Raw genomic sequence first — 24,528 nt, 5'->3', positions numbered from 1 at the left:
GGGTGCCCGACAGCGGCCCGGCGACCGGACAGCGGCCGGTACACCGACGGGCCCCGGGCCGACGCCGCGTCACACCGTCGGCTCAGGCGGCCCCGCCGACCTCGTGGACCAGCTCGATCGCCCTGCCCAGGGTGGTGAGCCGGTCCTCCAGGGTCTCCCCGGCCGGATAGAGGCGGACCGTGTCCACGCCGGCGTCACGCCAGACGGCCAGCCGCTCGCGCACCATGGCCTCCGTGCCGATCAGTGTCGTGCCCAGCACCATCTCGTCGGTCACCAGGGCGGCCGCGCCGTCCCGGTCACCCGCCTGCCAGCGCTCGTGCACCTCCGCGGCGACCTCGGCCCAGCCCTGGCGGCTGTAGGCGCCGTTGTAGAAGTTGGTGGACGCGGACCCCATGCCGCCGAGGCTGAAGGCGAGTTCCTTCTTGCGGCCGGCGACCATCGCGCCGAGCGCCTCCTCGTCGGGCGCGAAGGCGACCTCGGCGCCCTGGCAGACGTCCAGGTCCGCCCGGGTACGGCCGCTGCGGGCCAGGCCCTCGTCGAGGTGGGCGAAGTACGCGTCGGCCGCGCCCTCGGGCACGAAGCTGGTGCCCAGCCAGCCGTCGGCGACCTCACCGGTCAGCCGCAGCATGGCCGGGGACAGGGCGGCGAGATAGATCGGGATCTCGTGCTCGGCGCGCATCGACAGCCGCATCGGTACGGCCTCGCCGCCGGGCAGCGGAACGCTGAACTCGGCGCCGGAGTACGCGAGTCGGCCGCCGTCGAGCACCCGCCGTACGATCTCCACCGTCTCGCGCATGCGCCGCAGCGGCCGGGCGAAGGGCACGCCGTGCAGTCCCTCGATCACCTGCGGGCCGGAGGCGCCGAGGCCGAGCAGGAAGCGCCCGCCGGACAGGTTGGAGAGGGTGATGGCCGTCTGGGCCACGGCTGTCGGGGTCCGGGTGCCCAGTTGCATGACACCGGACCCGAGGAGCATTCGCTCGGTGAGCGCCGCGTAGTAGCCGAGCGCGGAGGGCGCGTCGGAGCCCCAGGCCTCGGCGACCCAGCAGATGTCCAGGCCCAGCTTCTCCGCCTCGACGACGAAGTCGCCCAGCTGGGACCAGTGTTCGCCGCCCGAGGCCTCGATCGTGGTGGCCGTCCGCATCACGCCTCCGCCCGCTGCTTGATCTGCGTGAGGGTGGCGGTGATGCTGCGCTCGAACTCCCGCAACCTTACGAACACGATCTTCTGCTCCTTGTCGGGCATCCGGTCGATCGCCACGGACAGCCCCGAACGACCCGGCCCCAGCTGCATCCACTGCGACAGTTCGGTCCCCCCGTTCTCGGAGCGCAGCCGGAACCGCCAGACCGCGGAGGGTTCGGCGGGGTCCTGCACGGCCCAGGCGAGCACCGACTCCGGTTCGCACTCGATCACCTGCGACGTGGTCTCCCACTTGCCGAGCGCCTCGTGCTCGCTGCGGCCGACGAACCGGGCGCCCACCGCCGGCCCGGCCGCACCGTCCAGCCAGGCGACGGACCGGAGTTCCTCGCTCATGTCCGGCATCAGTTCGATGTCGCTGACCAGGGCCCACACCTTCTCCGGTGGGGCGTCGATCCAGGTCCGCACCTCGACCGTCGGTTTGTCCGCATAGCGTGCGCCCGTCCACTCCAAGGTCGTCGGCCTCCTCGCCGTCAAGGGTCTGACCTTCAGAGTTGCTTTATGAGACTCTCCATGTCAAGAGGGAGCACCGTGCTCAGTCGGTGCCGAACCGCCGTCGTACGTCCGGCCGCTCCTTGAGCCGCTCGGGATAGCCGGGCCCCATCCGCATCGAGGTCTCCTCCGCCCGCAGCGGCGCCCGGCACTGGGCGCAGACCACCTCGGCCGTGGTGTCGTGGTCGCAGGCGTCGTGATGGAACACCACGGGGACCCCTCGCTCCCCGGCCAGCCAGCGGTCGCCCCACGCGGACATCGCGGCGAGCACCGCGAACAGGTCCCGCCCCTTCTCCGTCAGGACGTAGTCGTAGCGCGGCGGCTCGGTCTCGTACAGCCGCTTCTCCAGGATCCGCGCGTCGACCAGATGACCCAGCCGGTCGGTCAACGTGTTGCGGGCGATGCCCAGTTCCTGCTGGAACTCGTCGAAGCGACGGATCCCGTAGAACGCTTCCCGCACCACCAGGGGCGTCCAGTGGTCACCCAGCAGATCGACGGTCCGTGCGATGGAGCACGGCCACTTGGCGAACGACGTCCGTTTCATGTCCTTACGATAGCGAGTCTCATGAAAAAACTCAGCTGACGATGATGTTGATGTCGGGCGGGATCGGCTTGCCGACGGCCGACCGCGTCCGGGCCGCGTGGACAGCGATGCCCCGTGCGCTTTGACTGGTCATGACGGTTTTCCTGCGGCGGAACGAGGTGTCCGACCATGAAGATCGAGGGATCGGTCGCGTTGGTGACCGGAGCGAACCGGGGGATCGGGCTCGCGTTCTCGCGTGCGCTGCTGGCCCGGGGCGCGTCCAAGGTGTACGCGGGCGTCCGCCGGCCGGAGGACTTCACCGAGCCGGGACTGGAACCGCTGCGCCTCGACGTCACCGACGGCGACCAGGTCGAGGCCGCCGCGCGGACGGCGTCCGACGCCACCATCGTGATCAACAACGCGGGCATCCAGGGTGGGCCGCCCCTGCTGGCGGTCGGCTCCCTGGACGGGGCCCGGCGGGAGCTGGAGGTGAACTATCTCGGCACCTGGGCCGTCTCCCGGGCCTTCGCGCCGGTCCTCGCGGCCAACGGCGGCGGCGCCCTGGTGAACATGCTGTCCGTGGCCTCCTGGCGGGCGAACAGCCGGTTCCCCAGCTACGCGGCGTCGAAGTCCGCTCAGTGGTCGCTGACCAACGCGCTGCGCCTGGCCCTGCGGGACCAGGGGACCCTGGTCGTCGGTGTGCACGTCGGCTATGTGGAAACCGATGCCACCACGGAGATCGCCGGCCCGAAGATCGACCCGGCCGAAGTGGCGGCGCAGACCATGGACGCCATCGCCCGTGACGAGCCCGAAGTACTGGTCGACGAGACGACCCGGAAGGTCCGCGCCGCCCTGTCCGGTCCGCTCGATCTCATCTACGGCACCGCCTGATCGTGCGACGGTGGAGTCAGCGGACCGACTCAACCCAAGGGTGAGGTGGAGCCATGCAAACCGACTTCGATGTCGTCGTCCTGGGAGCCGGGCCGGGTGGGTACGTGGCTGCCATCCGTGCCGCCCAGCTGGGCCTGCGCACCGCCATCGTGGAGGGCCGGTTCTGGGGTGGTGTCTGCCTGAACATCGGCTGCATCCCGGCGAAGGCCCTGCTGCGCAACGCCGAGGTGGCCCAGCTGATCCTGCACGACGCGGAGAAGTTCGGCGTGAAGATCAGCGGCGAGGTGGGCCTGGACTACCGCGCCGCCTACGAACGCAGCCGGGTGGTGGCCGACGGACGTGTCAAGGGCGTCGGCTTTCTCATGCGCAAGAACAAGATCGAGCAGTTCGAGGGGCAGGGCACCTTCCTCGATCCCCACACCCTCCAGGTGCGGATGCGGGACGGCGAGACGACACTCGCCTTCCGCTCCTGCATCATCGCGACCGGCTCGACCGTGAAACTGCTGCCTGGCACGACCCTGGGCCGGCGCGTCGTCACCTACGAGGAGCAGATCCTCTCCGACAGCCTCCCCGCCAGCCTGGTCATCGCGGGTGCCGGCGCCATCGGCGTTGAGTTCGCCTATCTGCTGCGGTCGTACGGCGTCGAGGTCACGCTGGTGGAGTTCCTGGACCGGATCGCACCGCTGGAGGACGAGGAGGTCTCCGCCGAACTCACCCGGCGCTTCAAACGGCAGGGCATCCGCGTGCTGACCTCGACGGCCGTGCAGGCCATCGAGGAGACCGAGGAGAACGTCCGCGTGACCGTCCGGCAGGGCGACACGGAACAGGTCCTGGAGGCGGAGAAGGTCCTGCAGGCCACCGGCTTCCAGCCGCGCACGGCCGGCTACGGACTGGCCGCCACCGGGGTGCGGCTCACCGAGCGCGGGGCCATCGACGTCGACGGGTACTGCCGGACCAGCCGGCCGCACATCTACGCCATCGGCGATGTCACCGCGAAGCTGATGCTGGCGCACACCGCCGAGGCGATGGGCATCGTCGCCGCCGAGAGCATCGCCGGTGCGGAGACCATGGAGCTGGACTACCGCATGATCCCGCGGGCCACGTTCTGCCAGCCGCAGATCGCCAGCTTCGGCTGGACCGAGGCGGAGGCCCGCGCCGAGGGCTTCGACGTGCGGGTGGCGAAGTTCCCCTTCATGGCCAACGCCAAGGCCCACGGCTTCGGCGACACGGTCGGGTTCGTGAAACTGGTGAGCGACGCCCGCTACGGCGAACTCCTCGGCGGCCACCTGATCGGCCCGGACGTGACCGAGCTGCTGCCCGAGCTGACGCTGGCTCAGAAGTGGGACCTCACGGTGACCGAACTCGCCAGGAACGTGCACGCCCACCCCACCCTGAGCGAGGCGGTCCAGGACGCCCTGCACGGACTCGCCGGGCACATGATCAACCTCTGACGGCGGGCCCGGTGCCTGAGTGTGCGGGTGTCCGTGTCGTCGCACGGGACGACGACGGCGCGGACACCCGCACGGGTCCGCTAGGGCCGGACGTACGGCCGGGTCATGATCTCCATGTTGTGGCCGTCCGGGTCCTCGAAGTAGGCGCCTCGGCCGCCGAACAGGTCGTTTGTGCCGCCGGGTCGGGTGTGGTGGGGGTCGGCGTAATAGGTGACGCCGTCCGTCTCCAGCCGGGCGATCATGCCGTCGAACCGCTCCTCGGGCACCAGGAAGGCGTAGTGCTGGGACTGGATCGGCTCGTCCCGCTTCTCGTAGTAGTCGAGCGTCACGCCGTTGCCGAGGTCTACGGGCAGGAACGGCCCCAGCGGGGCGCCGACCCGCAGGCCCAGGACGGCGGCGAGGAACTCGGCGGACCGGCGGCGGTCGCTGGCGTAGACGGCGGTGTGGTTCAGCTGGACGGCGCCCGGCGACGGCTCGGACGCGCGAGGGTGCGTCCGGTCGTGCGGGCGCTGCTGCTCAAAGGTCAAGGAACTCTCCGGTCTCGGGATCTGCTCGGGCTGGGCGCCGTAGTACGGGCGTACAGGCGCCGGGAGCGAAGACGCGGAGAAGACGGGCGGGCCCCTGGCCCGCCTCGGACTCACGCCGAGGCCGGGAACCTCACTCGTGCATGGCCCATGGCCGACCCGGCAGTCACCCGGCCGACCCTAACGACCGTCACAGGCCGGGGCAAGGGAGTTGCGCACGGTGCCGGACGGTCTCGGTCCGCGCATCACGTCCACCCCGCTTACTGCTAAATTAGAAGTAACTGTCTGCCGCTCTGGCGAGATGCCTTTTTGGAGGAAGCATGCCCACCGCGGACGAGCTGATCAGTCCCGACAGCATCCGTCGTCTGGCAGTCATCCTCCGGGAGGCCGTTCCCGGTGCGTCACGCTGGCAGGCCGTCGCGGACAGCCCGGCACTGCTCGGCCCGCTCGGCCTCAGTGAGCGGGCCCGGACGGTGGGCGACGCGCTCCTGGCCGACTGCGGCCGTGACTACGAGGAGCTGGCCCGGGCGGTACGGCGGGCCCTCACCCGGGATGACCTGACGGGCTGGATGATCTGGCCGGTCACCGAAGCCGTCGCCGCCGCGGCCACCACCTCCGGCACCGGTCGCCACTTCGACGACGGCCTGGACCTGCTGGCGCGGCTCACGCCCCGCCTGACCAGCGAGTTCGCGCTCCGCACCTTCCTCGACGCGGACCTGGACCGTACTCTCGCCACGGCCCTGACCTGGACCGACTCCCCGGACCCGGCCGTACGCAGGCTGGCGAGCGAGGGCAGCCGCCCCAAACTTCCCTGGGCCCGGCAGGTGCCCGCCCTCAACCGCGACCCCGGAGTCACGGTGCCTCTGCTGGACAGGCTGTACGCCGATGCCTCGCAGGACGTGCGCCGTTCGGTGGCTAACCACCTCAACGACATCTCGCGACTCGACGCCGGACTGGCCGCCGAGGCCGCCGCCCGCTGGCTGCGGAAGCCGGAGCCGACCACCTCCGCTCTGGTCCGGCACGCGATGCGCACCCTCGTCAAGAAGGGCGAGCCGGCCGCCCTGGAGCTGGTCGGGTTCCACGGCGGCGGCGAGGACCTGAAAGTGGTGGGTCCGCTGCTGGACGAGACCGATGTCCCCATGGGCGGAAACCTCGTCTTCACCGCGCGCATCACCAACGTCTCGGGCAATCCGGTGTCCCTCGCCGTCGACTACGTCGTCCACCACCTGAAGTCGAACGGGAAGCTGGCGCCGAAGGTGTTCAAGCTCGCCAAGCGGCAGCTGGCCCCCGGGGAGTCGGTCGACGTGACGCGAAGCCACTCGTTCCGCCCCATCACCACGCGCGTCTACTATCCGGGCGCGCACGCGGTGCAGCTCCAGGTCAACGGGCACCGCTTCGACCTGGCGGAATTCCGGCTCCTGACGGCCGACGGTCCGGTGTCGCGGCGCCCTGAGGAATGATCTCGGGTCCGCCGGTGCTTTCGATGGCGGTCGTACTATGACGTGACCGTCCCGAAGCCACCCCGAGGAGCCATCGTGGCCCGCCCCCGTACCACCGCACGCACAGTGGAGCACCCCGAGCTGTCGGAGGTCTCGCTCCAGCAGGTGCTGGAGGCGCTGGTGGATCCGGTACGGCGCCTGGTGGTGGCGCAGCTCGCCCGCGCCGGCGAGGACCTGAGCTGCGGGACGTTCGAGGCGCCGGTGTCGCTCTCGACGCTGACCCACCACTTCAACGTGTTGCGCGAGGCCGGTGTGATCCGGCAGTACTACGTCGGGACGGCCAAGATGAACACGCTCCGCGCCGATGAGATGGAGCGGCGCTTTCCCGGCCTGCTGACGGCCGTGCTGGCCGCCGCTGCCGCGGAGGACGGGGCGGGCGCGGTCTGAGGCGGGCGGTGGGCGCATATCTCGATGGCTCTCGAAATGTGACGACCATCGGACTTGGCGCTCACGGTGGCGATGGCGGTTGGGACATCCGTCGCGCCAACCGGGGATCAGGGGTGCCCCACATGCGACTCCATGGCCTCCACCAGCCGGCGCAGTGCCTTGGTCACCTGTTCGCGGTCCGCTCCCAGGCCGGCCAACAGGCCGATCTCGATGGCGAGTTGTCGGGGAAAGAGGTCGTCCACGGCCTCGGCGCCGGCCTCGGTGATGGTGACCAGGGCGGCACGCCGGTCGGCGGGGTTGGGGGTACGGGCGATGAAGCCGCGTGTCTCCAGTTTGCCGAGGGTCTTGCTGACGCCCGCCCGGGACAGCCCCAGCCGCTCGGCCAGGCTGCGGGCGATGAACGGCGAGGTCGCGTGCCGGAGGGGGATCAGCATGTCGACCTCGGGCGCGGTGAGGGCGGCGCCCGCGTAGAGGGGTTCCACGGCGCGGTTGAGCACGCCGGTGGCGTGTTTGAGCAGGCCGACCAGCTCCATGGGGGAGGTGTCCAGGTCGGGGTTGTGGGCGGACCACTGGGCGCCGACGTCGGCGGCGGAAGGGCTGGGCGAGGGAGCGGTCGAGGGGGAGGGGGAGGCGGTATCGGGCATGCGGCTCGTCATCTCACTTCGAACATTTGTTAGCTGGTGAACTATCGGTTACCTTTATTTCCATGGTAGCTCCGTCATCCTCGCTCAACGGCTCCGACACCGTCCCCGACACCACCGGACCTGCGCCTTCGGGTCGTACGACCACCGCCCTGATCGCCGTGCTGGGCGCGCTGACCGCCGTCGCCCCGCTGGCGACCGACATGTACGTCCCCGGCTTTCCCGCGCTGGGGGAGGCGCTCGGAGCGAGCAGCTCCGCCGTGCAGCTCACGATGACCGCGTTCCTCGCCGGACTCGTCGTCGGCCAGCTGGTCATCGGCCCGCTCAGCGACGGGGTCGGCCGACGCCGGCTGCTGACGGCCGGGACGGCCGGGTTCGTCCTGTTCTCCGTCGCCTGCGCCGTCGCACCCGACATCGCCCTCCTGACCGGCGCCCGCTTTCTGCAGGGCGTGGCCGGTGCGGCGGGCATGGTGCTGGCCAGGGCCGTCCTCACCGATCGCTTCCACGGACCCGAACTGCCGCGCCACTTCGCGGTGTTGTCGCAGGTGATCGGAGTGGCACCGGTCGCCGCGCCGGTACTCGGCGGGGCGGTCCTGGCCGTCTCCACCTGGCGGACCGTCTTCGCCGTGCTGGCCGTGCTCGGGGTGCTGCTCCTGCTCGCCGTGGTGCGGGCGGTGCCCGAGTCGCTGCCGCCCGAACGGCGCCACAACGGCGGACTCGCCGGCACCTTCCGGGCCATGGGCGCGCTGCTCGCCGGCCGGACGTTCATGGGCTACGTCCTGGTCGTCGCCCTCGTCTCGGCAGCACTGTTCACCTACATCAGCGGCTCAAGCTTCGTCTTCGAGAACCTGCACGGGGTCTCCTCGACGACGTACTCCCTCATCTTCGCCACCAACGCCGTCGCCATGCTGGCCGGCGGGGCGGCCTTCGCGCGCCTGGCCGGGCGTGGCATGCGCCTGAACACCATGCTCTCGGCGGGAGTCGGCATCGCCCTGCTGGGCGCACTCGCCCAGGTCCTGCTCCTGGTGACCGCGGGCGAGACCCTCGCGGGCACCTGGATCACCCTCTTCGTGACCGCGGGCGGCATCGGCCTGGTCTTCCCGAGCGGCATGAGCATCGGCCAGGCGGTCGGCCGTACGGCACCCGGTGCCGCATCCGCACTCCTCGGCGGCCTCCAGTTCCTCTTCGGCGCCCTGGCCGCGCCGCTGGTGGGGATCTTCGGGGAGGACGGCTCCCGACCGATGGCCCTCATCATGCTGACCTCACTGACGGCGGCAGCGCTGGCACTGCTGGGCCTGGCCAGGCCTTGGGAGGGGCGCGGGGAGCCGGTACGGGTGGATCAGGAACCGTCAGTGTCCAGGAACTGATCGGAAAGCGGGAACCGCTCCCGACCCGCCGCTCCCGGGCTTGCTGAAGGTCCTCTTGACCGTCGCGTGGTCACACTCCGATGAAGTTCACTGTTTCTGTCATGTCCGCCCGTCCGGTGCGCGGTTGTGGTGCGCCTTCCTCCTCGAAGCCCACCGAGACACCGCAGAACAGTACGAGTCCGTCATCGGCTCCGACTGCCTCGGCGACGGTCCTGCGATACATCGTCCACATCACCTGAGGGCAGCTGTGCAGCCCCTCCGCCCTCAGCAGGAGCATGACCGTCTGCAGGTACATCCCCGCGTCCCCCCACTGACCGGGCCCCATCCTCCGGTCGAGGTAGCAGAACAGGACGACCGGAGCCCCGAACGCCTCCGAGTTCAGGGCGGCGATCTTCATGGGCCTGCCGGGGTCGCCGCGCTCGATTCCCAGTGCCTCGTACCGTTGGGCGGCCGCGGCGGAGAAACGGTCCAGATACGGCGGGACCAGTTCGGCCGGGTACATCGGGTACTCCCGCTCGTCACCCGGGTCTCCCGCCAGCGCCCTGGACGTCGCACGTCTCTTCAGTTCGGCCAAGGGCTCGCCGGTCACGACGTATACGTGCCACGGCTGCAGGTTGCCGCTCGACGGAGCCCGGGACGCCGCGGTCAGAACCCGTTCGAGAACCTCTTTGGGTACCGGCTCAGCGCTGAACGCCCGCACGGCCCGGCGGCTGTTCACGGCCTCGTACACGTCCACGTCCTCGCGTCCTCTCATCCGACGACCACTCTCATGTCGCGGTCACCACCCCCTGATGTCCGCCGTTGCACTGCCTACCTGCGCAGCCCCCTCGGCGACCAGCCGTCGGTGCCGGCCGGGAGGGCCGGATCCGGGGCAGTCCGGTTCGGGGTCCGTCCGTCGTACTGACAGAGCGTCGGCGAAGGTGCCTCGTCCGTACGGTCGCCCAGGGTGAAGTCGGCGCGCAGGACGGTACCCGGTTCCAGCAGCCGCCGTTGGACCTGTGGCTTTCGGCTGCGGGACGAGGCCACGATGGTGAGGTGGCCCTCGGGCAGCCCTGCCACGGCATAGGTGCCCCGGTCGTCGGTCGCGGTGCGCACCAACTGCCGGCCCCTGCCGTCCATGACGGTCAGCGCCGCGTGCGGCAGCGGTTGCCGCGCGCTGTCGCGGACGGTACCCGTCAGCGTCGGCAGCGGCTCGCCGAAGTGGTGGTGGGCCGGCATCGCCGTGGGGGTCAGTATCTCCACGGACGGGTCGTCCACCGGTGGCTCCACGTCCTTGTCCCGCCGGGCCCTGCCGCTGTGCCGGGCGGCGGCCGTACCGCGGTGCCGCCAGGCGTCGAAGCCCATGAGCCCGACACCTCCGGCGATCCAGGCGCACAGGACCAGGACGGGCCTGAGCACCCCCGCGCCGTGGAAGTACAGGACTCCTCTGAGCGCGTCGACCGCGTTGCCGAGCGGCATCACGGCGTGCACGTGCTGGAAGAACGCCGGCAGCATCGGCACCGGGGCCACTCCGCTGGTGGGAGTGCTCAGCACGATGAACAGACCCATCCCCACCCCGGGGAAGAACTGCTTCGTGAACGGCGCCATGCCGGTGCAGAACGTGGCCACCGCCGTCGTGAGGAGGAACGCCATCCCGAGGGCGGCCGGATCGTTCGGCAGGTAGCCGAGACCGACGCCCACGAGATCACCGACCACGGCGAAGACAGTGGCGACACCGAAGATCGTCAACAGCTTTCCGCGGCGGTTGAAGGTCACCGCACGCAGCAGGGTCGTGGCGAGCAGGTAGCCGGGGATGTTCCAGGCGGTGCCGAAGTAGACCAGGGTGGTTCCCGTCAGGTCCCTGGTGGCGGTGGGCGCCACGTCCTTCACGGTGAGTGGCTCGCTCTTCGCGGAGGTGAGTCCTGCGAAGTCCTTGCTCAGCGCCTGGAGGAGGGACATCCCGTTGGCCTTGGCCACGTAGAGCACCGGACGACTGCCGGCGACGTATCCCGCCACGGCGCTTCGGTCCAGCACCGCCTCGCGGGCGGCCCGCTTGTCCGCCACGGAGGTGACGTCGAACGCTCCGGGGAAATGACGGTGCAGCGCGGCCCCGGCCTTCGCCTCCGGTGCGTGGCCGGCGACCACCACGTGGGCATGGTGCGGTTGAGGCGCGTGCAGGGCGGGGGCGAAGCAGAACAGGAAACCCAGGAACAGCGTGACCGGGAACCACAGTGTCTCGGCGAGGACTCTCGCCGACGACATGCCCTGTTCTCCGTTACGGGCCCTCACCGGCTCGACCCGCGTATGGCACCGCCGGCCGTGGCGGCCGGCTTTGCCGCGGACCGCCGTGCCGCGAACGGCTTTGCCGCGGACCCGACTTCGCCGCTCCCTGCCCGCGGGCCCTGCTTCTTGCCGGTCCGCTGTGCTGTCTCCGCCTTCATGGCGCCCTTTCCGTCTTCGCGCCGGCCATCGCCGTGGCCGGGACCCGTACGTACCGATCGGAGATTCGCCTGGTGCCGTGCCCGCATCCCGCGCTCACCGGCCGCACTCCTCTCCCGGGGTCTCCCCGACCCCGCCGAGTGGCGGCGCGGCTCGGGAACGGTGAGACGGGCGACCGGCAGCCCGGTGCGAGCGGGCCGCGGATCTCCCCTCTCCGTCACCGGCCGAGCGTCCCTGTCCACTCGGACTCGTGGCCCGGCTCAGGGAGCAGACGGCCACCCTCCACGGCCGAGCGGGCGGGGCTGTCCTGGATGACCACCAGCACCGATTCCGGATCCACCCGGGCGATCCGTGCGACGGCCGCCGCGAGTTCCAGGGCGAGCCGGCTGGTGCTCTCATGCGGGTGACCGCGTCGCGCCCAGCCGTTGAGCAGGAGTGGCGTCGCGGGGGTCCCGCCGACGAACACGTTGTCCGGCGGAAGCTCCGGGAACACGATGTTGACGTAGGCCGGCGGGACATGGTTGATCGCCGCGTGGATCCGGGTGATCTCCGTGGCCAGCGCGGCCTTGGTCTCCGTGGTCAGCGTGCCTTGCGCGGTGGTGCAGGTGTAGAGGGGCATGGCGTCTCCGGTGGGGGTGAGTCGGGGGTTGTCGGAGATGGGGGCGCGGCAACCGGTCAGTTGCCGTGGTCGGAGAGGGTCCTGAGGTCGTTGACGGAGTAGGCGAGGTGGAAGCGGAAGCCCTTGCCGGTCCGCCGGACGGGGAGGTCGGCGAGTTCTTCCCCGCGGGCCGGGAGGAAGTCCAGTTCGCCGGTGCCGATCCAGGCCTCGGTGACGCTCACGTCGTCGAGGAGCGCGAGGACCAGCTCGTGAACGGCGGGCTTGTCGTGCTGTCCGGCGGCGAGGCGGGGGAAGTGCCGGAGGTTGACCACGGGGCGGTTCATGAGGGCGGCGGGATCGTCGAGGGGCTGTTCGAGGGTGACGCGGGCCTCGGCGATGCGCTGGCCGGCGGTGGAGGCGGTCGCGCCGAACTGACCGCCCCTTCCGACCGGCGGGGTGGCAGGGTTGCCGACGGGGTAGGCGCGGGTCTGGTGGACGACACCGAGCTTCTTGGGGAAGCCCTGGACCCAGCCACGGGCCATGGCCGCGTCGTTGTCGACGTAGATGTACGGGCACCAGGCGACGGGCATGTCGTCGAAGCGCGCGTCGAGGGTGGTGAGGAACTCCCGGTACTGGGAGCGGGCGGGGTCCAGGTACTCCTGGCCGGTGGACGAGTACTGCCAGTCGATGAACATGGCCACGCCACGTCCGGGGGTGTCCGGGTCGAGCACGAGGCCCTCGGGGAGAGCCGCCTCGGCCGCGGCGGGGTCGGTGAAGAACTCGACGCCGACGACGGTTCCGGCGTAGTGCCACGGCGGGGTCGGCGCCAGATTGGCGGTGCCGCGGGGGGACAGAGGCAGGGTGTAACCCTTCATGGCAGATTTCCCTTCCAGGATCGATACGATACGTACCGTTTCAATCGGACTCCTGGACGCTAACACGTCTTGACCCGAAAACGAAACGGTACGTATCGTTGCGACCATGGGACTCGCATTCACCTCGGACCCGGCGGCCACTCCGCGCTCGGCCCCCAAGATCCTCGACGCCACCAGGGCGCTGCTGACCGAGCAGGGCTACTCCACCCTCACCATCGAGGGGGTCGCGGCGGCCGCGGGTGTCGGCAAGTCGACCATCTACCGGTGGTGGCCGAACAAGGAAGCACTCGTCGCCGACGCGCTCGCGGAGGTGTTCCGGGCCGAGGAGATTCCCGACCAGGGCGACACCCGCGCGGAAGTACGCCAGGCCGTCGACATGACGATCCGCAACTACGCCAACGAGGACCTGGCGGCGTCCCTGCCCGCGCTCGCCGCCGGCCTGCTGCCGCACCCTGAGCTCATGGCCCGCTTCCGGGAGACCTTCCTGCGCCGCAAGCGGCAGAACATCGACGTCGTGCTGCGCCGGGGGATGGAGCGGGGGGACCTTCCGTCCGGCCTCGACACCGAACTGGTGCAGGACCTGTGGGCCGGCGCCATCCTCTACCGCCGACTCATGATCGGGTCGTCGCTCGACGACGACCTCGCCGAACGCCTGGTCGAACTGGTGACACACTCCCCGACAAAGGCCCTGTGTCGCCGTCCGGCCACCTCGTCCGACTGAGGAATCCGCCGGGCGGAGTCCTTTCCCGCGAGCCGCGATGAGTCCTGGAGCGTCCGGCGGTCCTACTGCCGATGCCGTTGCCGAGGAGGGCGTGTGATGCGCAGGGTGACCTGTTCGATGGGTGTCTCGCTGGACGGCTACATCGTCGGGCCGTACCTGCCGGTGACGCCCTGGGCGTGGCCGCCCGGCCCCCGCGGTCTGGACCAGCGTTTCCGGCCGTGCCGGGTGGGGACTCGGTCGGAGTGAAGACCACGGGGGGAGACGACGGAGAGTGGCTACGCCCCGGACCGGAACGGGCCGGGGCAGAGAGAAGACGAGAAGCCGTGACCATGGAAGTCATGAAGACGGGCAGCGTCCGCGGATCCGAGACGGGTTGGGCGAAGGCGCGTCGCCTGCGCGGGAAGGGCATACGCACCTGGGTGCGTGCCACGATCGACGGCGACGCGGGTCGGCCGCGGCGCGGGGACGACTGGAACGTCGTACGGGGTGAGGACTGAGCCGAGACGCCGTCACCGCCGTGCGGGAAGGGATGCGCGCGGATTGGATCCGTGGCGTCCCGTCACCCGCCCCGCGCGGCCCTGTCATCCGGACGGGCTGCCCTCCCCGGCGCGGAGCGCGCTCACCGCGGCGGCCAGGTGGTTCTGCAGGCTGTCCGGCAGTGAGTCGCCCCGAAGGGCTGCGAGGACCTCCTCGGCGATGTGGTGCAGCTTGGTGTTCGTGTTCTGGGAGACCGCGACCAGCACGGCCCACGCGTCCTCCGCGTCGAGGGAGAACGTCGCCATCAGCACGCCCGTGGCCTGGTCGATGGCCGGACGCGTACGCATGGCCCGTCGCAGCTGAGCGACTTCGGCCAGAAGGTCGTCCCCACCCAGGGCGTCCTTGATCTCGTCGTCGCTCAGGGCGTCCTCCGTCTCCCCGCTCCGGGCGTTCTTCGGCGCCCGGGTACCCGTCAACAACGGCCACGTTCCTGTCTTGATCAAGAGATTCGTCACAACCGGGCCGGCCACCCCCACGCTGAGTGTCCTGCCGAGCCCGGCGGCGTGCCGCCGCGCGGCCAGCAGCACGTTCAGCCCGGAGCAGTCACAGAACTCGACTCCTCCCAGGTCCAGTTCCACGTGGTCGCGGCACCGCCTCACGGCGTCCTCCAGCGCGCACTTCAGCACCTGCTCGCCGGCGATATCCAGCTCGCCGCGGATCACGACGGTCACGGTGCCGTCGTTCGACCACGTGCGCACCTCGGGTTCGTGCGGCATGGCGACCGCCAGGGTTCCGGCTGCCTTCACACCCGTGGCGCCGGCAGGGTGCGGGATTCGCCGCTGCTGCATGGCTGCCTCCACACGACGGCACAAGCTCTCCACAAGACTCACCCGCCGGCCGATTACACGTCAAGAGATACCGGAAAAGAATTTCAGTCTTTTGAATGCGTGAACAACACGTCTAGCCTGGGAGTCATGGGGCAAGTAGCTGAGGCACCAGAGCCGCACTCCGGTTGGACGTTTCTCACCAATCACGCCCGCGTGCTGGTCGCCATCGCGGAGAACCATTCCACCCGCATCCGCGACATCGCGGCGCGCTGCCGGCTCACCGAGCGGGCGGTCCAGAAGATCATCAACGACCTGGAGTCCGACGGGTACCTGACCCACACCCGCGACGGGCGGAGCAACAGCTACCGCATCCAGCCGGACACCAGTCTTCGTCACCCGGCGGAAGGCGGACTCCCCGTCGCCGAACTGCTCGCCTTCCTCCTCCAGCACGACCACGAGCGCGACGAGCGTCGAGCATGAACCCACCCGGCGGCGCTCTCGTCTAGCGCCTCCGCCGTTCCGGCAGCACCACCAAGCCGGTTACGGCGTGGACAACGCGCTCGGCCCGACGCCATGACCTCCTCGGCTCCCGGGACACAGAGGGGCCGGCCACCGGGTGCCCCAGCGCGCGCGAAGGAGCGGGATCCCCTAAATGGGATCCCGCTCCGCGTCGGCCTGGTCAGTGCTTGAAGACGTCCTTCGTCTTCTCCTTGGCCTGACGCGCCGCACCCTTCGATTTCTTGGCCTGGCCTTCGGCCGTCATCCGCTCGTTGCCCACGGCCTGGCCGATCGTCTCCTTGGCCTTTCCGGTGGCCTCTTCCATCTTTCCCTTGGCCTTTTGCTCTCCGGACATCGTCGTCACCGTCCTAGTCCCCATCGGGAAACCGTGCACCATCCCGAGTACCCCCTGTCGGGCGGTGAAACGGAATGGCATCCACCGGGGGCAGTCGTGGGACGCGGCGCGAGCGCTGCTCGCGACCCTGCCCGTCTTCGGCCAACTCCTCGACCGCCCCCACTGACCGCCGTCCTTCCGGACGCCGGAGGTGGTGGGTCCGGTGCTGCCGGCGGTGTGGCGTGCGGGAGCTCCGGTCTGGCTCCATGCTGGAGACGAGGGGTGGGCACGAGGGGGGTGCGGCAACGGAGGGAGTGGTGGGGATGCAGGCCGTTGTGGACCTCACACGCTGCCAGGGCTATGCACAGTGCGTCTTTCTCGCACCGCGGGTGTTCGAGCTGCACGGGGAAGAGGGGCTGCTGTATGCCACGGCCGTCCCCGACGACCAGCTGGAGCGGGTGCACCAGGCCGCGGCCGCGTGCCCGGTGCAGGCAATCCTCCTCGGGGAAGAGGTGAGCGGCGGTGCCCGATGACCTCAAGGACGGCCGTGTCGTCATCGTCGGCGCTTCACTGGCGGGGCTGAGGGCCGCGGAGAGGCTGCGCGACGAGGGCTTCACCGGCTCGGTGACCGTGGTCGGGGACGAACCCCACCCGCCCTACGACCGGCCGCCACTGTCCAAACAGGTACTGCTCGGGCAGGCGACGGCGGCCACCACCGGCCTGCCGATGCGCCGCGATCCGGACGCCGACTGGCGGCTCGGGGTACGCGCGTCCGGCGTCGACCTGCTCGCGAGACAGGTGCTGCTGGAGGACGGCGAGTCACTCCCGTACGACCGGCTGCTGATCGCCACCGGCACCCGCGCACGGCCGTGGCCCAACGCCGAGGAAGGCGCCCTGGACGGGGTGTTCACCCTGCGCACCCGCGAGGACGGCGAGGGACTGGCCGAGCGGCTGGCCGCCGGGCCGGAACGGGTGCTGGTCATCGGCGGCGGCTTCACCGGCTCGGAGATCGCCTCCGCCTGCCGGGAGCGCGGACTGGCCGTCACCGTCGCCGAACGCGGCCCCGCGCCACTGGTGGGCGCCCTCGGCGGCACCCTGTCGAAGCTCGCGGCCGTCATGCAACGCAACCACGGCGTCGACCTGCGTACCGGGGTGACGGTCACCGCCCTGCTCGGCGACGGGAACGGCGCCTTCACCGGCGCGCAGTTGTCCGACGGCAGCCGCGTCGACGCCGACGTCTGCGTCGTGGCGCTGGGCGCGGTCCGCAACGTCGAGTGGCTGGCCGAGTCCGGACTGGCGGCGGGCCCGCGCGGGATCGCCTGCGACGCTGGCTGCCGCGCCTTCACCATGTACGGGATCGTCACCGACGACGTCTTCGTGGCCGGTGACGTCTCCCGCTTCCCGCACCCGCTGTTCGGCTATCAGATGCTCTCCCTGGAACACTGGGGCAACGCGGTCGAACAGGCCGCGGTGGCGGCCCACAACATGGTCAACCCGGGGCCGCTGCAACGCCCCCACCTGGCCATCCCGACGTTCTGGTCGACCCAGTTCGGGCTCAACATCAAGTCGGTGGGCGTGCCGACCTACTCCGACCACGTGGTCATCGCCCAGGGTTCGCTGGAGGCGCGCCGCCTGGCCATGGTCTACGGCTACAAGGGGCGGGTCACCGCCGCGGTCACCGTCGACATGGCCAAGTCGCTCGACTACTACCGGCACCTGATCGAGACGGCCGCTCCGTTCCCGCCCCCGCCCGGCGCGGCGGACCGGGCGCTCGCGGCCGACGTCCCGGTCCCGTCCGACGTGCCGGATCCTTCCGTGCTCTCCCACGGCCCCACCGTGGCGCTCACCGGATATCTGCCCGACCGCCGACTGGCCGTGGTGCAGCCGACGCGCTGACCCGTGTCCGTCCGCGACTCCCACCACGAGGAGCCACCATGGACTCCGAGACCCTGCTGGCACGGATCACCGACTACGCCAGCCGCCCCGACCCCTACCCGCTGTACGCGGAACTCCGGGAGGCCGGTCCCGCGGTGCGGCAGGCGGACGGCAGCTTCCTGGTCGGCGGCTACCACGACATCGCCGCCCTGCTCCACGACCCACGGATGAGCGCCGATCCCCGCACGCGCGGCCAACTGACGCACAAGCCGCCGTTCCTGCGGCTCGACGACCCGGAACACCACAGGCTGCGCACGCTGGCCATGCGGCCCTTCGGACCACCCCACAGCCCGGGCCGCGTCGATGCCATGCGCGGCGAGATCGACCGGATCATCAGGGATCTGCTGGAACCCTTCGAGGCGGGCCGACGGATCGACATCGTCGACGACTTCGCCTACCCGCTGCCCGTCACGGTGATCTGCCGCCTGCTCGGCGTGCCGCCCGAGGACGAGCCGCTCTTCAGGACCTGGTCCGACGCACTGGTCGCGGCAGCCGACCTCAAGCCCGAGGAGGACGACTCCGCCGGAAAGCACGAGGCGGGCGACAAGGCACGGATCGAGATGGGCGGGTATCTCGTGGATCTCGCCGAACAGCGCCGCGCCCACCCGGGTGACGACCTGCTCTCCGCCTTCGTCAACGAGCCCGACCCGGCCTTGCGGCTCACCCAGGAGGAACTCGCCGCAAACACCGTGGTGTTGTTCATCGCGGGACACGAGACGACGGTCAACCTCGTCGCCAACGGGGTGCTCACGTTCCTGCGCCGGCCCGAGCACCTGGACCACCTTCGCCGCGACCCCGGCCTGCTGCCGCGAGCGGTGGAGGAACTCCTGCGCTACGAACCCCCGGTCCACATGCGCGAGCGCGTCCCGCTCACCGACATCGCCGTCGGCGACGCCACGCTCACCCAGGGCGCCTCCGTCATCCTGGCGCTGGCCTCGGGCAACCGCGACCCCCGACGGTTCGACGATCCCGACCGGTTCGACCCCACCCGCCCGGACAACGAGCACCTCGGCTTCGGCAACGGCATCCACCTGTGCTACGGCGCACCGCTCGCCCGCATAGAAGCCCAGACCGCGCTCGGCGCGCTGCTCCCCCTGCTCGGCACGGCGAGCCTGGTCGAGGACCCACCTCCCTACCGCCAGAACGCCATGCTGCGCGGCCCCCGCCACCTGCCCATCCAACTGTGACTACCCGCTCGTGGTCCGCCGGTCCGCCTCCTGGCCGCCGCCGGTGGTGGCGAAGCGGCTTCGGTAGTGGGTGGGGGTGGTGCCCAGGTGGCGGGCGAAGGCGCGGCGGAGGGTCTCGTCGGTGCCCAGGCCGCTGTGGAGCGCGGCCGAGGTGACGCTGTGCCCCTCCAGAAGCAGTTGCTGGGCACGGTCCAGACGGACCCGCTCGACCCAGCGCGCGGGGGTGGTGCCCAGTTCGGCGCGGAACAGCCGGGTGAGATGGCGGGCGCTGACGGCGGCTGACGCGGCCAGGGAGGGCAGGCTGTGGTCCGCGGTCGGGTCGGCGAGTACGGACGCGACCAGGGTGCGCAGGAGGTCGCCGCGGGCCGGTGGGGTGGTGATGGCCGTGGAGAACTGGGACTGTCCGCCCGGGCGTTGCATGAAGACGACCAGTTCGCGGGCGATGTCCCGGGCCACGCCGGCGCCGTGGTCGTCCTCCACCAGGGCGAGGGCGAGGTCGATGCCCGCGCTGATGCCCGCCGAGGTGACGTACCGTCCGTCGCGGATGTGGATGGCGTCCGGCTCGACCCGCACCCGGGGGTATCGGCGGGCGAACGTGGCCGCGTGCCGCCAGTGGGTCGTCGCACGGCGGCCGTCGAGCAGGCCCAGCTCGCCCAGCACGAACGCGCCGGTGCACACCGAGGCGATCCGGCGTGAACGCCCGGTGAGTTCGCGGGCCGTGGCCAGCAGTTCCTCCTCGATGGGCCGCTCGGCCAGCCGGTCGCCGCCCGCGATCAGAAGGGTGTCGAGGGGGCCGGCGTCGGCCGCCGGGACCGTGCCGGTGAGCGCCGGCCCGGCGGAGGTGGTGACCGTCCCGCCCGCCGGTGAGACCAGCACCAGCTCATAGGGGTCGGCGAGGCGGCCCGCCTGGTGCAGCACCTCCGACGGACCGCTGACGTCGAGCATGGTCACCCCGTCGAAGACCACAAAGCCCACCCGGTGCGTCATGTCCGAATCCGTGGTTTTCCTGGCAGCAGAGACATGGCCCAGCGTACGCCGCCCGGAGAACCCTGGAGGCACACCACCCGTCCGACATGGAGGCTGAGAACGATGAGCGAAGAGATCGCAGGCGTACGGATCCCGGACACCGCCCTGGTGCGGGAGGCCACCGAGATGGTGCGCGGCGTCGCCACACCGCTGGTGTTCGACCACTCCCGTCGGGTCTTCCTGTGGGGCTCGCTGCGCGGGCGGGCCCTGGGGCTGGCCTTCGACCCCGAACTGCTGTACGTGGGGGCGATGTTCCACGACCTGGGGCTGACCAAGAGCCTGCGCCGCACCGACCAGCGCTTCGAGATCGACGGCGCCGACGAGGCCCGCGACTTCCTGCACGCCCACGGCATCACCGGCGAGCCCGCCGACCGGGTCTGGACGAGCATCGCCCTGCACACCACCCCGGAGATCCCGCTGCACATGGCACCCGAGATCGCCCTGGTCACCCGCGGGGTCGAGCTGGACGTCCTGGGCATCGGCTATCACGAGGTCAGCGACGAGCAGCGGGCGGCGGTCGTCGCGGCGCACCCGCGCCCGGACTTCAAGAACCAGATCCTCGCCGCCTTCACCGAGGGCATCCAGGACCGCCCCGACACCACCTTCGGCAACGTCAAGGCCGACGTACTGGCCCACTACGTCCCCGGCTTCCGGCGCGGTGACTTCGTCGAGGTCATCAAGGGCTCCGCCTGGCCCGAGTGACCGGGCCGCGCGGCCTCAGGCCGACGAGCCGAAACCGGAGGTCACTCCGGCGGGGGCCCGAGCAGGGCTTCCACGATGTCGCGGAGCGGGTCCACGAGGTCGTCGGGTGTCGCGTCGGCGAGCGGGCGCAGGCCGACGGCCGAGCGGACGACGGCGACGCCGACCCCCAGTGCGACCAGCAGCTCCGCCCGCAGCAGGGCGTCGGGTGCCGATGCGGCACCGGACGCTTCGAGCACCTGCCGGCCGAACTCCTCCAGCGCCCGTCGGCGCAGCTCGGCCACCTGCTCGTCACCGGAGTCCCGCAACAGCATCAGCACCGGATGTTCGCCGAACTCCGCCCACGCTCCGGCCGCCAGCTGACGGCTGAGCGCCTCGGCCAGGGCGGCCCGGCCGTGCGGGAACTCGTCCTCGCCGCCCAGGAACCGGGGCGTCGATGCCAGCGCCGCCTTGAAAAGGCCCTCCTTGGAGCCGAAGTACCGCTTGACGAGTGCCAGGTTGACCCCCGCGTCCGCCGCGACGTCCCGCAGCGTCGTGCGGTCGTACCCGAGCCGGGTGAACCGGGTGCGGGCGGCCAGCAGGAGCGCCCGGCGCGTCGCCGCCGCGTTCCGGCGCCGTGGTCCGTCGGCCGGATCGGCGCGATCGGCCGGATCGGGCTGCGAGGGTGCCTCGTCCGCTGACACGTCGGCTCCTCTCATGGGCGTTCCCGTGGCCCGGGCGGGGCTCGCCAACAAGTAATCGTGCGTTGACTTGATCCTGGGGTGGGGCTACGTTACCAAGTAATCGCTTGATGACTAACGGGGCCGTGGGAAAGGAACATCGACGGTGCCTAAGCAAGCTCTGCTCGTCATGGACGTCCAGCAGGTCGTCACCGACCGGTTCGACGCCGACGACTACCTGCCGCGTCTCGCCACGGCGATCGACGCCGCCCGCGCCGGCGGGGTCCCGGTGATCTACGTGGTCGTCGGGTTCCGCCCCGGATACCCGGAGATCAGCTCCCGCAACAAGACGTTCGGCGCGCTGGCGAGCCGCGCGGCCGGCCTGGCCGGTGACGGCCCGGCCACGCAGGTGCACCCCGACGTGGCGCCCGCACCCGGCGAGACCGTCGTCACCAAGCGACGCGTCAGCGCCTTCGCCGGCAGCGACCTCGACCTGGTGCTGCGGGCCGGCGAGATCGATCACCTCGTCCTCACCGGCATCGCCACCAGCGGTGTCGTGCTGTCCACCCTGCGCCAGGCCGCCGACCTCGACTTCGAGCTCACCGTTCTGTCCGACGGCTGCCTCGACTCCGATCCGGAGGTGCACCGGGTGCTCACCGAGAAGGTGTTCCCCAAGCAGGCGGAGGTCACCACCGTGGCCGGGTGGGCGGCGACGCTCTGACGGCAGCCGAATCCGGGTCCGGTGCCCTCAGCGTGCGGCCGGGTGGGGCAGGTCGTGGGCTTCCAGGCTGATCAGCTCCTCCGAGGTCGGAGCGGTCAGCTCGGCCACCCGCTGGGCCTGGCGTTCGGTCATCTCCTGGAAGATCTGCCGGGCCGAGCGGCCGTTGCCGAAGCCCTCGCCCCGGGGCATGGCCTCGAAGAGGGCGTGGAGTTCGGTGCGGGCCGTGGGCGTCAGCTCGTAGCGGTGCTGTCCGGCCTGGAACTCGACGATCGAGACCAGTTCGGCCGATTCGTAGTCCTCGAAGAACAGGGTGCGGCCGAAGCGGGAAGCCAGGCCCGGGTTGGAGCCGATGAACCGGTGCATGTCACCGGGATAGCCGGCGGCGATGACCACGACGTCGTCGCGGTGGTCCTCCATCAGCTTCACCAGAGTCGCCACGGCCTCGGTGCCGAAGTCGTTGCCGGCCAGCGCCGGGGCCAGCGAGTAGGCCTCGTCGATGAAGAGCACACCACCCAGCGCCCGGTTGAAGGCGGCGGTGGTCTTCGGGCCGGTGTGGCCGACGTACTCGCCCACCAGCGCCGTACGGTCGACCTCGATCAGGTGGCCCCGGCGCAGCAGCCCGAGCGCCTTGAGGAGACGGCCGTAGAGGCGGGCGACGGTGGTCTTGCCGGTGCCGGGGTTGCCGGCGAACACCAGGTGGCGGCTGAGCGGCGGGGCCGGCAGCCCGGCCTCCTCGCGACGGCGGACCGTCTGCATGAGCTTGACCAGGGAGCCGACGTCCTGCTTGACGCGGTCCAGGCCGACCAGTTCGTGGAGTTCGCCGAGCAGGTCCTCCAGGTTCTCCTCCTCCGGCTCCTCCGTGTCGTCGGCGGCGGACTTCGCCGTCCTGGGGGAAGGCACCGTCCCGGGGGTGCCGTTCGCCGGGGCCGCGGCCGGGGTGCCGAAGGTCAGCGGGGTGCCGTCGGCCGTGCAGTCCTCCAGGACCGGCTTGGCGCCCTCGTCGGTGCCCAACGCCTCGGCGCAGTCACGGACCCGGCAGTGCCGGAACACCGGGTCGGCCCCCGCGGCGACATGCAGCGCGGGAAAGCCGGCGCGAGTGACGTCCAGCCCGGTGAACGTGCCGCCCGCGCCCTCCGCCAGGAACACCCCGTTCTTGCCCGGACGGTCGATGTGCAGCCCGGTCATCTCCGGTCTGGCGCCGGTCCAGATGACGGCACCGGAACCCGCGCAGTTCTCGACCCAGCCACCGTTCACCGTCGCTTCGGCGCCCTCGTCCACCACCAGCCCGGCCGCCCCGGCGCCGCTGATCCGGATCCCGGCGAGGGAGGCGGCGGCGCCCTTGGCGACCTGGACGCCGATCTCCTTGGTGCCGGTCACCGTGGAGTCGGCGACCGTGCTGCCGGTGGGCGAGCCGATGCCGATGCCGGCGGCGGCCCCGGCGACCCGGCAGCCGGTGAGCGTGGCCACCGCCCGCTCCAGGACGCTCACCCCGGTCATCGCGACGTCGATGATCCCGCAGTCGGTCAGCTCGATGCGGGCCTCACCCGTGGCGTGCACACCGTGCTCGGAGCCGCCGCGCACCCGGCAGTCGGCGAGCCGCCCCACGGCCGTACCGGCCAGGTGGACCGCGCTGAAGGCACTGCGGTCGATCCGGCAGTCCGCCAGGTCCGCCTCGCCCGCTCCCGTCACCAGCAGTCCGTTGGCGCCCGCGTCGGCGACCGAGCAGCCGGACGCGCTGAGCCGCGCGGTCTCCTGCACCACCAGCCCGCTGGCGGCCGCGCCGCGGATCCTGCAGTCGGTCAGCTCGGCACGCGCCGACCCGGTCAGATGCACCCCCGCCGCCCCGGGCGTCTCGATGCGCGACTCCCCGGCGGTGGCCTCGGTGGCGTCCTCAAGGAGCAGGCCCGCCCGGCCACTTCCGGCCAGAACCGAGTCGGTCAGCCGCAGCCGGGACCGGCCGCGCAGCCGCACCCCGGACCCGGTCGTGCGCTCCAGGCGCAGCCGTACGGCGTCCAGGCTCGCGGTGCCGGACAGCACCACACCGGTGCCGTCGACGCCGGTGACCGCCGTGTCCTCCACCCGTGCCCGGACACCCCCCGCCAGATGCAGGCCGGCCAGCCGGGCACCTTCCAGACGGCAGCGGCGCAGCACGATCGCCGTCGTACCGCCCTCTTCGTCGTCGGGGCCCTTCGCCTGCACCCGGCCGCCCTCCACCGAGCACTCCTCCAGGACCAGCCCGGCCCCGGGCGACACGCTCACGGCGGGCCGGCCCGCGTCGGAGCCCCACACGGTGATGTTGTGCAGGGCGCAGTCCGGGCCGTCCACGGTCACCGCGGGCGCGTCCCCGGGCGGCGCCGCGATCACGACGCTGCCCCGGCCGTGCTCCGCCGTGAGCACCACCGCGCGGTCCAGCACCAGGTTCTCGGTCCACGTGCCGGGGGCGATCACCACCAGATCGCCGGGCGAGGCGGCACGAATCGCCTCGCCGATGGTCCGGTACGCGCCCCGGCCGCCCTGACCCTTGGGCGCCACGGTGTGACGGGTGGTCATCTACGTTCCTCAAGTCTCGGTGATCGCCGCTGTC

28 protein-coding genes are annotated in these 24,528 nt (G+C 71.2%); 14 read left to right on the top strand and 14 right to left on the bottom strand.

Annotated features, from left to right (window positions below):
- Positions 1–82 precede the first annotated feature (82 nt).
- The 3 genes from ABZ642_RS06760 to ABZ642_RS06750 form a co-directional block, all read right to left on the bottom strand.
- A complete protein-coding gene (locus ABZ642_RS06760; protein WP_360478232.1) occupies positions 83–1,141 on the bottom strand; it encodes an LLM class flavin-dependent oxidoreductase in 1,059 nt (352 codons plus the stop codon).
- On the bottom strand, positions 1,141–1,647 hold the full coding sequence (locus ABZ642_RS06755; protein WP_360478229.1) for an SRPBCC family protein: 507 nt from the start codon (positions 1,645–1,647) through the stop codon (positions 1,141–1,143). Before ABZ642_RS06755 ends, ABZ642_RS06760 begins: the two co-directional genes overlap by 1 nt.
- An 82-nt stretch (positions 1,648–1,729) precedes the next feature.
- The gene (locus tag ABZ642_RS06750) at positions 1,730–2,230 is read right to left on the bottom strand and encodes a helix-turn-helix domain-containing protein (RefSeq protein ID WP_360478226.1); all 501 of its coding nucleotides are present in this window, start codon (positions 2,228–2,230) and stop codon (positions 1,730–1,732) included.
- A 168-nt stretch (positions 2,231–2,398) separates the two neighbouring features.
- On the opposite strand from ABZ642_RS06750, the gene ABZ642_RS06745 reads away from it, so the two are divergent.
- Together ABZ642_RS06745 and lpdA are read left to right on the top strand one after the other, a co-directional pair.
- Positions 2,399–3,100, top strand: a complete 702-nt coding sequence (locus ABZ642_RS06745; protein ID WP_360478223.1) for an SDR family oxidoreductase — start codon at positions 2,399–2,401, stop codon at positions 3,098–3,100.
- A gap of 53 nt (positions 3,101–3,153) precedes the next feature.
- Positions 3,154–4,551 carry a dihydrolipoyl dehydrogenase gene (gene lpdA / locus ABZ642_RS06740; protein ID WP_360478220.1) on the top strand — a complete coding sequence of 466 codons (1,398 nt, stop codon included), beginning with the start codon at positions 3,154–3,156 and terminating at the stop codon, positions 4,549–4,551.
- Positions 4,552–4,631: 80 nt separating this feature from the next.
- Here lpdA and ABZ642_RS06735 read toward each other — a convergent pair whose 3' ends face one another.
- Positions 4,632–5,003: a VOC family protein gene (locus ABZ642_RS06735; protein ID WP_360478899.1), complete on the bottom strand. Its 372-nt coding sequence runs from the start codon at positions 5,001–5,003 to the stop codon at positions 4,632–4,634.
- Between the two features lie 392 nt (positions 5,004–5,395).
- Here ABZ642_RS06735 and ABZ642_RS06730 point away from each other — a divergent pair, with 392 nt between their 5' ends.
- Both ABZ642_RS06730 and ABZ642_RS06725 read left to right on the top strand, forming a co-directional pair.
- Entirely contained in the window at positions 5,396–6,535 is a 1,140-nt protein-coding gene (locus tag ABZ642_RS06730) for a DNA alkylation repair protein (protein ID WP_360478217.1), read from the top strand.
- Between the two features lie 75 nt (positions 6,536–6,610).
- Entirely contained in the window at positions 6,611–6,961 is a 351-nt protein-coding gene (locus ABZ642_RS06725) for a helix-turn-helix domain-containing protein (protein WP_360478214.1), read from the top strand.
- A gap of 107 nt (positions 6,962–7,068) precedes the next feature.
- Here the strand turns inward: ABZ642_RS06725 and ABZ642_RS06720 are convergent, their stop codons facing one another.
- Positions 7,069–7,605, bottom strand: a complete 537-nt coding sequence (locus tag ABZ642_RS06720) for a MarR family transcriptional regulator (RefSeq protein ID WP_360478211.1) — start codon at positions 7,603–7,605, stop codon at positions 7,069–7,071.
- A gap of 62 nt (positions 7,606–7,667) precedes the next feature.
- On the opposite strand from ABZ642_RS06720, the gene ABZ642_RS06715 reads away from it, so the two are divergent.
- Positions 7,668–8,969, top strand: a complete 1,302-nt coding sequence (locus tag ABZ642_RS06715) for a multidrug effflux MFS transporter (protein ID WP_360478208.1) — start codon at positions 7,668–7,670, stop codon at positions 8,967–8,969.
- Positions 8,970–9,039: 70 nt separating this feature from the next.
- Here the strand turns inward: ABZ642_RS06715 and ABZ642_RS06710 are convergent, their stop codons facing one another.
- The 4 genes from ABZ642_RS06710 to ABZ642_RS06695 all read right to left on the bottom strand — a co-directional run bounded on the left by ABZ642_RS06710 (position 9,040) and on the right by ABZ642_RS06695 (position 12,860).
- Positions 9,040–9,705 (bottom strand): nitroreductase, encoded by a 666-nt coding sequence (locus ABZ642_RS06710; RefSeq protein WP_360478896.1) that lies wholly within the window; start codon positions 9,703–9,705, stop codon positions 9,040–9,042.
- Between the two features lie 74 nt (positions 9,706–9,779).
- Entirely contained in the window at positions 9,780–11,210 is a 1,431-nt protein-coding gene (locus ABZ642_RS06705; RefSeq protein ID WP_360478205.1) for a carboxypeptidase regulatory-like domain-containing protein, read from the bottom strand.
- Between the two features lie 394 nt (positions 11,211–11,604).
- Complete coding sequence (locus ABZ642_RS06700) at positions 11,605–12,006, bottom strand: tautomerase family protein (protein WP_360478202.1); 402 nt, start codon at positions 12,004–12,006, stop codon at positions 11,605–11,607.
- A gap of 56 nt (positions 12,007–12,062) precedes the next feature.
- The gene (locus ABZ642_RS06695; RefSeq protein WP_360478199.1) at positions 12,063–12,860 is read right to left on the bottom strand and encodes an acetoacetate decarboxylase family protein; all 798 of its coding nucleotides are present in this window, start codon (positions 12,858–12,860) and stop codon (positions 12,063–12,065) included.
- A 106-nt stretch (positions 12,861–12,966) separates the two neighbouring features.
- On the opposite strand from ABZ642_RS06695, the gene ABZ642_RS06690 reads away from it, so the two are divergent.
- The 3 genes from ABZ642_RS06690 to ABZ642_RS06680 all read left to right on the top strand — a co-directional run bounded on the left by ABZ642_RS06690 (position 12,967) and on the right by ABZ642_RS06680 (position 14,078).
- Positions 12,967–13,581, top strand: a complete 615-nt coding sequence (locus ABZ642_RS06690; RefSeq protein WP_360478196.1) for a TetR/AcrR family transcriptional regulator — start codon at positions 12,967–12,969, stop codon at positions 13,579–13,581.
- 96 nt (positions 13,582–13,677) lie between these two features.
- The gene (locus tag ABZ642_RS06685; protein WP_360478193.1) at positions 13,678–13,827 is read left to right on the top strand and encodes a hypothetical protein; all 150 of its coding nucleotides are present in this window, start codon (positions 13,678–13,680) and stop codon (positions 13,825–13,827) included.
- A gap of 92 nt (positions 13,828–13,919) precedes the next feature.
- A complete protein-coding gene (locus ABZ642_RS06680) occupies positions 13,920–14,078 on the top strand; it encodes a hypothetical protein (protein WP_360478190.1) in 159 nt (52 codons plus the stop codon).
- A gap of 84 nt (positions 14,079–14,162) precedes the next feature.
- Here the strand turns inward: ABZ642_RS06680 and ABZ642_RS06675 are convergent, their stop codons facing one another.
- Positions 14,163–14,906: an ANTAR domain-containing protein gene (locus tag ABZ642_RS06675; RefSeq protein ID WP_360478187.1), complete on the bottom strand. Its 744-nt coding sequence runs from the start codon at positions 14,904–14,906 to the stop codon at positions 14,163–14,165.
- 126 nt (positions 14,907–15,032) lie between these two features.
- On the opposite strand from ABZ642_RS06675, the gene ABZ642_RS06670 reads away from it, so the two are divergent.
- Positions 15,033–15,365 carry a helix-turn-helix domain-containing protein gene (locus ABZ642_RS06670; RefSeq protein WP_360478184.1) on the top strand — a complete coding sequence of 111 codons (333 nt, stop codon included), beginning with the start codon at positions 15,033–15,035 and terminating at the stop codon, positions 15,363–15,365.
- Positions 15,366–15,564: 199 nt separating this feature from the next.
- Here ABZ642_RS06670 and ABZ642_RS06665 read toward each other — a convergent pair whose 3' ends face one another.
- Entirely contained in the window at positions 15,565–15,738 is a 174-nt protein-coding gene (locus ABZ642_RS06665; RefSeq protein WP_360478181.1) for a CsbD family protein, read from the bottom strand.
- A gap of 302 nt (positions 15,739–16,040) precedes the next feature.
- Here ABZ642_RS06665 and ABZ642_RS06660 point away from each other — a divergent pair, with 302 nt between their 5' ends.
- Genes ABZ642_RS06660 through ABZ642_RS06650 form a run of 3 tightly spaced genes read left to right on the top strand, consistent with a single transcriptional unit; the run spans position 16,041 to position 18,839 of the window.
- Positions 16,041–16,250: a ferredoxin gene (locus tag ABZ642_RS06660; protein WP_360478178.1), complete on the top strand. Its 210-nt coding sequence runs from the start codon at positions 16,041–16,043 to the stop codon at positions 16,248–16,250.
- A complete protein-coding gene (locus ABZ642_RS06655) occupies positions 16,240–17,613 on the top strand; it encodes an FAD-dependent oxidoreductase (RefSeq protein WP_360478175.1) in 1,374 nt (457 codons plus the stop codon). The genes ABZ642_RS06660 and ABZ642_RS06655 overlap by 11 nt, the downstream gene beginning before the upstream one ends.
- A 38-nt stretch (positions 17,614–17,651) precedes the next feature.
- Positions 17,652–18,839 carry a cytochrome P450 gene (locus ABZ642_RS06650; protein WP_360478172.1) on the top strand — a complete coding sequence of 396 codons (1,188 nt, stop codon included), beginning with the start codon at positions 17,652–17,654 and terminating at the stop codon, positions 18,837–18,839.
- On the opposite strand, the gene ABZ642_RS06645 is transcribed toward ABZ642_RS06650, so the two are convergent.
- Positions 18,840–19,826, bottom strand: a complete 987-nt coding sequence (locus ABZ642_RS06645) for a helix-turn-helix domain-containing protein (RefSeq protein WP_360478169.1) — start codon at positions 19,824–19,826, stop codon at positions 18,840–18,842. It lies immediately after the preceding gene.
- A 102-nt stretch (positions 19,827–19,928) separates the two neighbouring features.
- Between ABZ642_RS06645 and ABZ642_RS06640 the strand changes: the two genes are divergently transcribed.
- Positions 19,929–20,567: an HD domain-containing protein gene (locus ABZ642_RS06640; RefSeq protein ID WP_360478166.1), complete on the top strand. Its 639-nt coding sequence runs from the start codon at positions 19,929–19,931 to the stop codon at positions 20,565–20,567.
- A gap of 41 nt (positions 20,568–20,608) precedes the next feature.
- On the opposite strand, the gene ABZ642_RS06635 is transcribed toward ABZ642_RS06640, so the two are convergent.
- Positions 20,609–21,247: a helix-turn-helix domain-containing protein gene (locus ABZ642_RS06635; RefSeq protein ID WP_360478163.1), complete on the bottom strand. Its 639-nt coding sequence runs from the start codon at positions 21,245–21,247 to the stop codon at positions 20,609–20,611.
- A 142-nt stretch (positions 21,248–21,389) separates the two neighbouring features.
- Between ABZ642_RS06635 and ABZ642_RS06630 the strand changes: the two genes are divergently transcribed.
- Positions 21,390–21,944: an isochorismatase family cysteine hydrolase gene (locus tag ABZ642_RS06630; RefSeq protein WP_360478160.1), complete on the top strand. Its 555-nt coding sequence runs from the start codon at positions 21,390–21,392 to the stop codon at positions 21,942–21,944.
- 27 nt (positions 21,945–21,971) lie between these two features.
- Here the strand turns inward: ABZ642_RS06630 and ABZ642_RS06625 are convergent, their stop codons facing one another.
- Entirely contained in the window at positions 21,972–24,494 is a 2,523-nt protein-coding gene (locus tag ABZ642_RS06625; RefSeq protein ID WP_360478157.1) for a right-handed parallel beta-helix repeat-containing protein, read from the bottom strand.
- Positions 24,495–24,528 lie beyond the last annotated feature (34 nt).

Source organism: Streptomyces sp. NPDC007157, assembly GCF_040634235.1.
In the GTDB taxonomy this organism is placed as follows: Bacteria; Actinomycetota; Actinomycetes; order Streptomycetales; family Streptomycetaceae; genus Streptomyces.
The sequence above is the reverse complement of the archived record's forward strand: the minus strand, read 5'-3'. Positions and strand labels throughout refer to the sequence as shown.